General features: G+C 52.6%; 11 protein-coding genes. 9 read left to right on the plus strand and 2 right to left on the minus strand.

The genetic code is table 11. From position 1 onward, the window contains the following. Nucleotides 1-120: 120 nt before the first annotated feature. On the minus strand, nucleotides 121-1,443 hold the full coding sequence (locus AAEZ10_RS19845) for an APC family permease (protein WP_350570622.1): 1,323 nt from the start codon (nucleotides 1,441-1,443) through the stop codon (nucleotides 121-123). Nucleotides 1,444-1,988: 545 nt separating this feature from the next. Here AAEZ10_RS19845 and AAEZ10_RS19850 point away from each other — a divergent pair. The 9 genes from AAEZ10_RS19850 (at nucleotide 1,989) to AAEZ10_RS19890 (ending at nucleotide 11,288) form a co-directional block, all read left to right on the plus strand. Continuing rightward, nucleotides 1,989-2,351 (plus strand): DUF6124 family protein, encoded by a 363-nt coding sequence (locus AAEZ10_RS19850; RefSeq protein WP_151551890.1) that lies wholly within the window; start codon nucleotides 1,989-1,991, stop codon nucleotides 2,349-2,351. 130 nt (nucleotides 2,352-2,481) lie between these two features. Next, nucleotides 2,482-3,615 carry a polymorphic toxin type 44 domain-containing protein gene (locus AAEZ10_RS19855; RefSeq protein WP_258717490.1) on the plus strand — a complete coding sequence of 378 codons (1,134 nt, stop codon included), beginning with the start codon at nucleotides 2,482-2,484 and terminating at the stop codon, nucleotides 3,613-3,615. After that, entirely contained in the window at nucleotides 3,602-3,988 is a 387-nt protein-coding gene (locus AAEZ10_RS19860) for a hypothetical protein (protein ID WP_071171982.1), read from the plus strand. Before AAEZ10_RS19855 ends, AAEZ10_RS19860 begins: the two co-directional genes overlap by 14 nt. Before the next feature lie 123 nt (nucleotides 3,989-4,111). Continuing rightward, the gene (locus AAEZ10_RS19865) at nucleotides 4,112-5,656 is read left to right on the plus strand and encodes a hypothetical protein (RefSeq protein ID WP_071171981.1); all 1,545 of its coding nucleotides are present in this window, start codon (nucleotides 4,112-4,114) and stop codon (nucleotides 5,654-5,656) included. A 478-nt stretch (nucleotides 5,657-6,134) separates the two neighbouring features. Continuing rightward, nucleotides 6,135-6,647 (plus strand): nuclear transport factor 2 family protein, encoded by a 513-nt coding sequence (locus AAEZ10_RS19870; RefSeq protein WP_350570626.1) that lies wholly within the window; start codon nucleotides 6,135-6,137, stop codon nucleotides 6,645-6,647. Nucleotides 6,648-6,858: 211 nt separating this feature from the next. Further along, nucleotides 6,859-7,173, plus strand: a complete 315-nt coding sequence (locus tag AAEZ10_RS19875) for a DUF6966 domain-containing protein (RefSeq protein ID WP_071171979.1) — start codon at nucleotides 6,859-6,861, stop codon at nucleotides 7,171-7,173. Between the two features lie 664 nt (nucleotides 7,174-7,837). Beyond that, the gene (locus AAEZ10_RS19880) at nucleotides 7,838-8,230 is read left to right on the plus strand and encodes a hypothetical protein (protein ID WP_256205732.1); all 393 of its coding nucleotides are present in this window, start codon (nucleotides 7,838-7,840) and stop codon (nucleotides 8,228-8,230) included. 118 nt (nucleotides 8,231-8,348) lie between these two features. After that, entirely contained in the window at nucleotides 8,349-8,648 is a 300-nt protein-coding gene (locus tag AAEZ10_RS19885) for a MafI family immunity protein (protein ID WP_071171977.1), read from the plus strand. 858 nt (nucleotides 8,649-9,506) lie between these two features. Further along, nucleotides 9,507-11,288, plus strand: coding sequence for an ATP-dependent nuclease (locus tag AAEZ10_RS19890; RefSeq protein ID WP_258606144.1), 1,782 nt, complete (start codon nucleotides 9,507-9,509; stop codon nucleotides 11,286-11,288). A gap of 244 nt (nucleotides 11,289-11,532) precedes the next feature. Here AAEZ10_RS19890 and AAEZ10_RS19895 read toward each other — a convergent pair whose 3' ends face one another. Next, nucleotides 11,533-12,564: a reverse transcriptase family protein gene (locus AAEZ10_RS19895; RefSeq protein ID WP_350570630.1), complete on the minus strand. Its 1,032-nt coding sequence runs from the start codon at nucleotides 12,562-12,564 to the stop codon at nucleotides 11,533-11,535. Nucleotides 12,565-12,766 lie beyond the last annotated feature (202 nt).

A 12,766-nucleotide genomic window follows, 5' to 3' on the forward strand; every position in this document is an offset into this window, starting at 1 on the left:
CACCCGCCCGCCGACTGACAACGTGTGACTCATTCTGAAAAACACCACCCATCCACTGTGGGAGCGAGCCCGCTCGCGAATACGCCCGCCCAAACAACACCAATTCCCCAAGCTGCTGCACTACCCGGCCTTACTGATCGCGGAAAATTTGATACGAGAAAAGCCATGCAGCAACATCCCGACAATGATCAACGCCCCCGCCCGCAACCACGTCTCCCACCCCTGCTGACTGAGCAGCACCAGACACGACACGATCGCAAGCACCGGGACAAAGGTCGGCACGCGAAAGTGGTCCTCCTCTACCCTGTCACGACGAAGAACCAGCACCGCCACATTGGTACTCAGAAAAACGAACAGCAACAGCAAGACCACCGTCTCTGCCAGCGTTGCCAGCGTCCCTGTAAGTGTCAGGGCAATGGCGACCAAGGTCGTTGCGACAATGGCAGCCCATGGAGTTTTTCGTTCAGGCAGCACAGCGCCCAGAACGCTCGGCAACAGCCCCAGATTCGCCATGCCATAGGTCAATCGGCTGGCCATGATCATGGTTAACAACGCACCGTTGGCCACAGCGATCAGCGCAATAAAGGAGAACAGCGCCGGCGGGATTGCGAGGGTCGATGCGCGGACAACTTCGAGCAAAGGCGCTGATGTTGCCACCAACTTCTCGGTAGGCAACACCGAAGAAGCCGCCACACCCACCGCCATGTAAACCACGCCAGCGGTGAGCAAAGCGGCGAACAAGGCGCGCGGGTAGACCTTGCGCACGTCTTTGATTTCCTCCGCAAGATTGGCCGAGGTTTCGAAGCCTACGAAGGAATAGAACGCCAACAATGCCGCCCCCAGCACCGCCAGCACGGGACTGACGCCCGGCTTGAACGTGAGCGTCCGTCCCAGATCCGCATCGCCTGTGCGGAAATACCAGACCGCAGCCACGATCACCAGAATCAGCCCGGAGAGTTCAATCACGGTCATCACCAGGTTTGCCCCGAGCGACTCCTTGATCCCCCGCGCGTTGAGCAGGCCGATAGCCAGGAGAAACACCAGCGCTGCAATCTGCGGCGATACGTCAACGAAGGCGTTGAGGTAATCACCGGCAAACGCCAGCGACAAACCCGCAGCGCTGGTGACCGCAGCCGCCAGCATGCAGAAACCGACGAGGAAGGAAATGAGCGGCGACTTGAACGCCTTTTCCGCGAACACCGAAGCGGCGCCGGCGTGGGGATATTTGGTCACCAGCTCCGCGTAGGAACCTGCCGTCAACATGGCGAAGAACAATGCGATCAGCAGCGGCACCCAAATCGCGCCGCCCACTTCCCCCGCGATCGTTCCGGCGAGTGCGTAAACACCCGCGCCGAGTACATCGCCGAGAATAAACAGAAACAGCATCGGGAAAGTGATTGCCCGGCGCAGAGCAGGTTTATGAGTGGGAGCCGTCACGGTCATTCCTTGGTTCAGGTGGGTAGGAGCTGGAGGGTGGCACCTCAAACAATGGAAATGGCGCCGAAAGCAAAGTTCAAAATCTGTGATGGGGCTTGTCGGCACGGCGCTATAAACATTGCCAACTCGACACCTGTGGGAGCGAGCCTGCTCGCGAAGACCGCAGCCCGATCAACACAAAACATCAGCCAAAACCAATTCCCTAAACACCGCGTTTAAAACCGACATCCAGACTATTCCAGCAAGCTACAACGCCTTGCGCCATTGCCTACGACTACGCCAGAATCCGCCGGCTTGTGCGCCTCGGGCCGGGGTTCTATCGTTGGCCGGTCACTGAAAGCAGTGATCGGGTTTGGTAGCCCGCTTTCCACATGGCGCATAACGTCATCCTATGCAGATGCTTTCGCATCGGTTTTATGGTGGCCATGCGCAGGGCGTTTTCGAGCGCGCCGGTTTTTCCATGTGGGCCGGTCTACCAACCTTCGTATGGCCACCACCCTTCGTTTGGTAGCGAGAGTGATGGCTCCCTTGGTCACATATGGAGCTTCACCATGTTCAAAGTAACGCCCAACCCGCCACAGTCAGACGCAACCTCCCCCTACGAATCCCTCGACTCAAAAAAACTCCACGAAGCCGCCGACCGCGCCCTCGACCACTACCTCAAACCCACCGACACCCTCAAAACCCCGCCCTACCAAACCAGCAGCATGTTCCTCGCCAACCCGAAAACCGCGACTGAAGAATTGCTGGTCAACGCCAGCGAATCGCTGGGCTCGGCCTCGGTGATGCTGAGTGACGTGATTGGGATGGTTGAAGGATCTGCTCGCAAGACACTGCAAGGTATCGCGCAGGTAGTGATGCTCGGCGAGCTGGCGGTTAATCAGGCGTTGGATAACGTCGTGCCGGTGGAGTAAGCATTCGCCTCGATCTGGCGGCGGTCATTTCCTGCTGACTCGCCGCCGTTCGTTGCGTTAATCTCCACGACCTGAAAAAACGCCTTAAGCCTCAAGAATGGAGGCTGTAACTACACAACAAGGATGACGAATGACTCCCTCCGCTCGACTGGGCGACAAGCACGTCTGCCCACTGCCCGGTCATGCTACAACACCGATCGCATCTGCCAGCGGTGATGTGAACATCAATTTCATGGGGTCTGCTCGGGTTGGTGACACCTGCGGCTGTGGCGCTGTAATCACCACTGGCTTTCCATCTATCCAAGTGAACGGACGGCCGATGGCTCACTTGGGCAGTCCCACCAGCCATGGTGGAACGATCATAACCGGCTCAGGCAATGTGGGCGGCGGCTTCGTAATGGGCGATGCGGGTGGCGCAACCATCATCAATTTCATGGCCCTTGGAGCATTTCGTCCTGACGGAACAGTGGACGACCAGAAGATGGCCACATTGCTCGCCGATCCAAAGCTGAAAGAAAAAGCTGTTGCCGCCAACGCGCTGGTAACTCCCCAAGCCGCCTCGAAAAAACCAGACTTAAAGCCTGAACCCCAACCTCCAAAGACATGCAAAGACCCGGACATGATGGAGCAGGTAGCCACCTACATCGCCGGAGAGATGAACCGAAATATCAACCATCCATCGATTCTCAAAATGAAACAGCTCAATAGCTTCGACGCCGCAGCGGAGAATGCGAAGTTTCAAAAGCTACCTTGGTATGCGCGCCTTTCACCGCCGAATTTTCAGGCGATGCAACTAGGTAATACCGTTACAGCAATGGCACTTTGGACTGAGCGCGTCGGACAGAACAGACCTTGGGATCATAAAGTCACGATTGGGCAACAGTTCGGTGGCGCATGGCAGAAGCATGGTCAGCTCGACTACTTTTACGACATCTGGTCCAACATCCACTATGGCTACGTGGGACGCGCGGGTGGCCTCACCGAAAGCGCTCTTCTGGACGGTGCCGGCCTCGAGCAGATTGCGTCAGACTCCATCAGGAAAATTCAGAAGTGGGACGAGCGAAAAGGTCCTCACCGCTCATCTGATATTGAAGGGCTGCGGGCGTGGGATGACATTGGCGATCGGGTTTCGATCAGTATCGGCATCAAATTGTACGAGCAGCATCCTACCGGTGGAGTAACCGCAAAAATGCTCATGGACGAAGTCCTGGCGCTACCACGTTCAAGCTGGGGAGACGGCACGCGTGATCATGTCTGCAAATAAACCGAAACGGCGTATCTGGCGCTGGGCAGGAGCACTCTTGGTTGCTCCCATCATCCTCTGGTACGTCGCCACTCCCCAAGTGAGCTTTCATTTTTCTGACAAGGGACAGGGGCGCCTCGGTTACATCCTCAACGTTCAGCACGAGATTTCAAAGGGCGAGATCTACCCGGGTGAAACCACGGGAGGCGCCGGACACATTTTTCCTAGTGATCAGTTCTTTATGGAGTTTGATTGGAATAACGCAGGGAAAGCGCACTGTGTTCGGGTTAAGCCGAAGTGGCCAAGTACGGATGTGTATATCGGGGCAGACGGTGGTCTTGATGGGCGTACGGATGGTGAAGTTATCGAAACTTGTGGCGCATTTCCAAGTTGAAAATACCCGGTTTCGCAGCAGGCCCGTAACGGAAGAGCTGCCCGTCGGCGATGAATAACGGCTGCCGGTTACAGGAGATCAATGGAGCCTTGAATATGGCTGAACATAGAAGGAAGAAAACTGTTGTCTGATACCAATGACCTCATTTCCCTGCATCTGGATAAGGCGGCGGCGCAACTGCGTGCCGAGGCGCTTGAGCAAAACCGAGCCCTCCACCTGGAGCTGGAAGAGCTCAAGACGTCGAGCGCTCGTCTGCTCTACGAAGTCCAAAGCCAGATCGGCAATGCCGAAGCGAAGGTCTCCGAGCGGGCCATTGAGAAGACGTTGTCGATTCTTCAGCACATCAAGCAGTGGATTCTCGCGGTCGGAACCTTCATCACCCTGCTATTGGCCGTGGGAGCATTCTTCGGCTACAAGAACCTTACTGATAGCCTGACTAACACCTTCACAAATAAAGTTGATCGGTGGTTACGCTTCGAGGATGGCAATAGCGATGAAAGCAAGGCTCTTGATGCAATGCGCACCCAAGCGCTGCTGGACGCCTACACGGTGCGTTTCGCTCGTGAGCATCTGAATGGGCGTGGTGGTTCATTTTCGCTGACAGAAGCTGAGCGGCAGCGTCTGCTCGCCATCCTTCAGGATCCTTCATCGGATGTCGGACAGTTCTCCGACGCCTTGACCATCCTTACGCGTAGTCGCGGCCTATTCGCACCATCCTGGACAGAGGACCCGACCGGCAAAATTCTTACACAATTGGTTAACGACTCATCCTTGGGGCAGCGGAAGCAGGGACTGTTGCTGGAGCGGCTCAAGGTCGACCGCGCTTTCCTCCCGTTTTCGCGCAATATCATCGCTGACGCCGATTACGACTGGTCGATGAAGATGCTGGCATTCGATAACCTCAAACTGTTCGACGCCCCCAAAGCCTTGACGTTCGCCGAAGCCAATGTGGGGACGGTGGACCGGTATTATCGCTCCAAGCTGGCGCTCTATATTGCGCAGAAGACAGGGTCCTATGCGGCGGTGAATGAATATGCGCAGTTCCTGCGCAAGACCAAGCCCGAGTTCTGGCAGTCCGATCTTCTGGGACTCGTAGGAGGCCTGGGTGAAATCTTGCCGAGTACCGGGGAGCTGCCATTAGACGATATCAGCACCCTGATCGGTGATAGCGTGCTGTTGGGGGCAGGCATTCGTTTGACAGATATGTTTGACGGCAGACGCTTAGCGCTTGAGCTGGATGGAGGCTACGCAACGCTGGCCGAAGCTGGCCGCTGGCTGAATGACCCACTCGTGATTGGTGCGATAGTTCGACATCGGCCACTTTCACCTGACTGGCTGTCCACGGTAGTTTCGTTCTTCCAGGTTGAGGATCAAGGCTACGAACTGGCGACACTGCAGCTCTCGCTTCGAGGCAAAGACCGCCTGCTGACCCAGCAGGGTGCCCTCGGCGCCAGCGACGTACGTGGCCAAGTGTGGTTGAGGGTCGAAACCGTTCCAGAGGGGCATCGGCTCAGCGCGACCTGGCGTGATGCGAATACAGGGCGGATATCGACAAGCGTGATCGAATCCCCCCAGCTCTTGCCGCAGAGCCTTTTTCAACTGTCATTTGATCCCAAGTTGTTGAAAAGCCTGACCTATCAATCGCGCACCTACGAAGACTTCCTTTGATTTGAAGTGCCCTCAGCCTCGAGGAGCCAAGGGGTCGGCGAGTTATCAGCGAGTATAGCTATCAGGGCATGACAGCCAAGCGAGTCGCACACCACCGGCATAGGTATCGTGGCCGTAGCCAAACGAATCAGCCTTACACCCGGAATGTGAATGCCGCCATGCCGGGCGTGAGGACCAACGATATCGACAAGGTTTGAAAGGGAATTCAAACACAACTCCATAACGTGGCGATGCGGCGGTTAAACATCTGGTATCGGATGATCAAGCAAGAAGTCAGGAGGATCGTGCAACAGCCCTCCTCCGCTCGTAAGTCACACTTCAGATGAGGCCCGAGGTACTTGCGGCCTATCCATGTCCCGCGCCAACGATTCTTTGCCAATGCCCCATATGTCGGGGAACGCAACTAGCGGCTTACAGATAACAACAACGGCCCATCCAACTCGACGGGGCTCATCGGACAGATTAAGGAGCACAGGAAATGACGTTTGTTCAACGCCTCTCTACAGCGCTAGCACTGGTCCTCACTACACTCATTGCAGGGCCGGCGCCCGCCGTGGCCAGCGAACCGACTACGGAACGCAACCGCCAATTCATTGCGCAAGCGTTCAACCAGTGGGCTCAAGGCGGCCGGACGTTCTTCACAGATGTGCGGGCTCCCGATGTGATCTGGACAATCAAGGGGACGAGCCCTTCGGCGGGCACTTATCGCGGCCGGGATGACTTCCTGAAACGCGCAGTTCAACCCTTCGCAAAACGGCTCGCCTCGCCCGTCCGCCCGACGGTGACGGATATCTGGGCTGAAGGCGATGACGTCGTTGTGCACTGGAACGGCACCGCCACCGCAGCCGACGGCGCGCCTTATCGCAACAGCTACGTATGGATCATGCGCATGCAAAATCTGCAGGCAGTTGAGGTCACTGCCTTTCTCGATCTGGTGCCTTATGACGACGTTATCAGGCGAATTCCGCTTGAAGCTGGCGATGTTGAATAGATAAGCCCGCCACAATCGGCTGAAGGTTCTGCTTGTAGGAAGCTGCGAGATATTACGCAGGTGGACATGTCAGCGAATGTCTGCTTTCGGCCAAAAGCGGCCCTTGGACAACCTGATGGCGAAACAGTAGCTTATGCAGCGAGACTGACAAGAAACACTCGGCAGCGGGACTTACTTCCCATACCGTGTTTCACTTGAAGGATGTTAAGAAATGGGACCGAAAACCGAAGAACTGATCTGCGTTCTTGATCAGCTTGCAGCAATGCTTGAGAGCGATGGAGATACTCACTGGAGCCTGTGGATGCGTAAGGCAAGAGCACGCTTAATGGCGTCTGATTACTCCGGAATTGAGTACCTACAGTCAGCCTATGGCGGAATGGGCTCATTCAATGATCTCATTCTTGGTCAAAGCCATGACAATGGCGTTCTTTGCTGGAAGCCGGGCCATGTTGAGCTAAACGAAAGATTCGACGAATTACGCAATGAAGCCGCGAAGCTCTCCGATTTCATAAAGCGAAATATATAGAGGGGCGCGGTTATCAAACTACGTTATTCAAAGGGGTCAGGCCGGCCACCGGCGCATCTCACTTTGATCAGCTCCGTAGACTCAGTATCGGGCAATCTGGTGTTTGCCTACACGGAAGTCGGGGAGCACAGAGTGCATTACACATCACATGCCGAGCTGTTGTGCATGCTCAACATCCTTTTGCGTCAGCGCATGCCCATTGCTGTCGGAGGCATGCTCCCGGGACCTGCCGACGAAGTCGAGATGTTAATAGCGAACGAAGTACTTGAAGGCCCCTACATAGAACTGTCCTGGTCCGGCCCCCAGCAATGGACTCTGCGCGAAATCGACTCCACCACTGCTGAATGGCAGCCTGTGCCTGATGCTCAAAGTAAGGCGAATGTGTCATTCGATCCGACGTCCCTGGAACGCTCTGGCTGAATTGGCTAAGAAATTAATACAAGATCGGGCAGTTCTTCGCTACTGGCCGCAATCGCCTGCGGTCGCGACAGACAGCATTGGGTCGATGTCTGCCCTTCGCGACGGGCAGACATCGGCCAAGAGCAGACGCGAACCTAAGGTAATGCGATGAAGAGAAAAACAAGAATGACTGCACCTCTGACCAGCAACGCAGCAACGCAGCAACCCAGCCTGGGCCTGGCTGGACGTTTTTGACCCTGATCGCATGATCCGAATAGCCAATTGTCATTCGATCATCGAAGTACTTCGCCACATCAAACACAGTGGGCCGGAATGGGCGCATCGTAATGTCCATATTTGCTTTCCCGGCCCATCAAATGCCTGGGCTCTGGTGTACCCGCTTCAGAATGCCAGTGCCCCGTACTTTGACTTCATGTATACCTACAAAGAGCCTCCTCAGGAAGCGCTGTCCGCACTACTAAGGAAGTATCCACAGTGTTCCGTCATCGACTGGTCGCCCGGACGCTTGGCCTGCATCGAAGCTCAGGAGGTGGATGTTGAGACGCTCGCTGAAATTATCCGGGATCTAGCTGAAGCTGCTTGGGATGAGCACATCACGTTCGTCGATGCTTCGTACGAGGAAATGGGTAAAGCGTGATCCAAGAACGGACAGTCGACCTTAGCTTCCCAAGCGCGTGCGCAAAGACCAGGTTTTGGGCAACAATCGACCAGACGGGAACGGAGCGCAGGTCACCATAATCGAAGGAATGTTTGTTATGAGCCACCTTAACAACGACTTGAGGGCCGATTTCGTTGAGGCACTTGAGGAAATCTCGACGCTGATGTCCATTGCATACGACCAGCTCGGCCCTGTACCGGAAGACCATGCATTAGCTCAGGCAGGTTTAAAGAATGGTGGTGAGATAGTTCTGGATTATGTCGATCACAACGAGGCTGGAGTAGCGTTCGAACACCTGCTTTACATGATTGACGAACCACCGCTCGTTGTTTCTGAAAAATGCATAAAAATTTTAGCTCGGATCGCAAAGTCCTTGAAGATGCCATTCACGAGGTGACAAAAATTTACCCAAAAGGTCAGCTTTGGGTGTTCCTTGCCGGTCATGTCGACGGCTCGTACTGGTCAAATTCGATGCAAATGACTGGTCAGGTCGAATGCAAATGGGTCGGCAAGTTTGTGCAATTGCCCAATTGCACCGGTGAACTGTGAGTTCACCCGGTTCACCTGTTCACTGAGATGGGTACCTTTTCGCTAACACAGTCCCGCGGGTTTCCGACCCCGTGTCTCGAAGAAAACCTCAGGGGCCCCGGCGCACTGCGGGAGATACACCTGACGCTCGCTGGTGGAATTAATGCTTACGGGGTGTGGGGGGTATGTACCCCTCAAAAATGCGGTGTAACTGGTGTAACTGGTGTAACTGGTGTAACTGGTGTAACTGGTGTAACGATGGTTGGTAAATAACAGTATTTACTGAATATTTTTGATGTTACATCAGATTCGTACACAACCCTTTAGGCGTGTAACTCTGCCATCTGGTGTAACGCTCCGATGCTTGAAAGAGGGACGGAGAAGGTCATGACCATGCGCAGGAGACCAAGTACTTCCCCACTCCCAGTCTGTCCCGATCGATGCGATTAACGGGCTGTAATCATCAGTTTGGCCGCTCTGCCAGCGATCAGCCAGCAGTCGTAACGGGCCGCTTTCGGCCAAAAGCTGCCGCGTACTAACAACCGCTTTCGGGCAGACGCCGGCACTCGTAGGGTTTGTAAAATAGGAGGCCCACCTGACCCTGCAGTGTCAAACAAGTCTTTGCTATCCAAAAAAACGGTATTTAAAAACACATCGGACAAAAGGGTTCTACGCTTCATCTCCAGAGTCCTGGCCTTCAGAGCCAGGGAAACAAGGAGAAAGCGATATGCATGGATTAACCCAGATCCACATTCAAAACTTTCGGGCCTGTAAGAACGTATCTTTATCCCTAGGCAACTTCACTCCACTGGTGGGGCAAAATAACGTTGGTAAATCCACAGTACTAGATGCAATCCGAATTGTTCTAGCGCCCAAAGCGTTCGCAAAAAATGATGCCTCTGACCCGGCGCTGCCAATAGTGCTCAGCGCCTGTATTTCTGGAATAACTCCAGAATTGATCGCGTTAATTCCAGAGCCAAGACATCGCCTAGCTATTGAACCCTATTGCGTTAACGGAGAGCTATGGATTCGCACCACAGGCACAGGCACCTCTAAGCCAGTTCAGGAAATTTGGCAACCTGATGAAAAGGACGCAAATGGCATTCCTACAACTTGGCGCGTATACCCGACGGGACTGCCATCAGTTGTTTCTGCTTTGCTTCCGGAAGCTCTTCATATTCAAGCTATGGACGATGTGTCGGAGGATCTAGGAAAAGGAAAAGCTGGCAGCACTATTCGCGGGCTGCTAGATGAAATCATGACGCCAATCCTCACAGCACATATCGAAGTCACACAAGCATTGGAAGCAGTTCGACGTATCTTGAGGGTTGATGGCGATCAGAGATCACCTGTATTAGCCGGCTTTGACAATAACGCTACCGCTGCGCTTGGAGAGTTCTTTCCAGGATTGCGCTTGGATTTAGACGTCCCCTCAATCGATGTAAAAGAATTCTTCAAATCGGGAGACTTGCACGTTACCGACGAAGCGTCCGGTGATCGTCGACGATTTGACCAGGTAGGAAGTGGCGCACAACGAGCGATTCAAATGGCGCTGATTCGGTTGCTGGCAGATTTGCGCCAAATCACCGAACCGGGAATTTCTAGGCGGATGCTGCTAATTGATGAACCGGAACTTTTCTTACACCCTCAAGGAGTCCGCAAGCTTCGAGAAGCGCTTAAGCAACTTTCAGTTGCGGGCTTTCAGGTAGTATTTACCACTCATTCTCCCTTAATGCTTAACAGGGATAACGCTCCAGATACAGTCATCGTTCGTAGGCATCCTGTTGATGGCTCTGTCGTCCGCACACAGTTACGCGAAGCTGTTACTGCTGCGATGGAGGAAGCTCAGGCTCAATCGCGGACTCTTTTCGAGTTAGGCAACGTTGCTGACATTTACTTCGCTGAGAAAGTAATTCTTTGTGAAGGTAAAACCGATCAACGTCTGCTGCCATTGGTGTACGAAAAGCTGTATGGATCGAGGCCAGAACTTGATCGCATCTGTTTTGTGGCGTTAGGCAGTTGCTCCAGCATCCCTAAAGGTGTTTCGGTACTCTCAGCTATGGGTATTACCTGTGGAGTAATTGCAGATTTGGATTTTGCTTTCACACACGCTCGAAGTGGTGCAGAGTCTTGGTTATCAAAAGACGGTGAGGATATGGCCAAAGTGAAAAATGTGTTGGCCAGAGTTGGAGCAGAACACGGTGTACCGCTGGGTGGGAACGGCCTGCCCGTCAATGCTAGTGGATTTAGAGCCGCAGATACCTGGGCGCTTTTTGCACGGGACGCTGAAGGCCTCAAATTAGCGGAAGCAGTACATCACCAACTTCTGACCCGAACTACATGGGTATGGCCTATTGGATGTATCGAAGATGTATTCGGTATTCAGGAAAAAGGTGAGGAAGCCATTCTTGAGCAAGAGGATTTTCTGCGCAGTGCTGATGGTGCATCGACTGAAGCTAGGGCACCGTTGCTGAAGGCTTGCTTGGAATGGTTGAGAGCAATTGAGTAAACGCAATCCGTCGATGGCTACCTTGTCGAACGCTTTATCTGACCGACTTCCACCTGTCTGGCACGAAAGGCGGAAGTCGGCCAAAAGCAGCCGCTTAGTCACCGTCTATTACCTTGAAGAAGACGTACCTCAGTTGCCCTACATGGAAAGTACGCTGTCATCGGTTTGAGGTTATGAGCGATCTACGAGAAGCGAGTTATTCAATTAGAGAAACAACAAGTCTAAGACTTGTAAAATCGCCGACCTAAATAGAATTGCCCTTCTGTATTTCATGCAGCATAAATAGAGATTTTATTGCATATATATCAGCAGGCTCCGCTTGCAACCAAAAATTCACCTTACCTATAAGAGAGTCAATATAAAAAGGTTTTCTTATTTTCTTTTTTGACAAATGGGATTGATAGCCATATTTCTGAATAAAATGCAATTCTTTCTTTAATTCGCGCTTAAAACTTCTCGGCATACTTATTGACTTACCAGCAACAGATAGACCTGTGACAATTTTCTGGTTTCTATCTATTTGCAGCCTGGTTTTGTCAGCATTAACTTCTAACCCATAGTCGGACACTATCGAGTCAACAACCTCAATAACTGCATGGGGAATATATTCACCAGAAAAAGTCAAGTCATCTGCATAGCGAGTGTACTTCATGCTATAACTTTGAGCGAGCTTATAAAGCCTGTGATCCAACCCACGCATCAATATATTTGTTAAGTAAGGGCTGGTTGACGCCCCTTGAACAAGACAACCATCCTTACAGCACAAGGCCGCCAAGTAGAATGATACGTTATCGGCATATCCTAGCTGGTTAAAAAAATTGGCGACCCAGTCAATCTTAATCGAAGGGAAAAAATCTTTTACATCCATCTTCAATATGCACTTAGAATTCAAGTGCGGGGTAGCATTAGTGAATATTGATCTACCAGGTACATATCCGTGAACGCAAGAGTGGACTGGTATATTTAATAGTATATTTTTATATATCCAATCTTGGCAAATAAGCAAAGAGGGGAACGGACTGCTTATTTCACGTAGCCCGCCTAGTCTTTTTTTGATATGAAAGGTTCTATAAAAAGAAGAGCTTGAATTCACCATTGCACGGAAACGAGTCTGATCGATTCCTATCAATCGAGACAAATGTTCAAACTCAAAAATGACAGGAACTGAATTACCTACAAGAGTCCTAATATATTCTGCATAGACATCAACAAGCGGTCCCGACACCCCTCTTTTTCTGAAGTGTGCAAGCCATTGTTTTATAAGAGTTTCATTCATAAGAAAACCTGCAGAGGCTACCTTCTTTACTTTAGCAGCTTGGCTTTTGACTTTGTTTTACCCATCTGTAATTTCGCGCAGCGAAATTGCGGATGGGTGGAGCAACGTCAAAACGCGAAGCGTTTTGTAAGTGTAGTGACTTCAGTGCGCTTCATCGCTGAAGTCACTACAACTTGGTTATCGGGAACCTTACCCGGGGAGC

This window comes from Pseudomonas sp. H26/SER47-MNA-CIBAN-0231 (assembly GCF_040310465.1).
GTDB lineage: Bacteria > Pseudomonadota > Gammaproteobacteria > Pseudomonadales > Pseudomonadaceae > Aquipseudomonas > Aquipseudomonas atacamensis.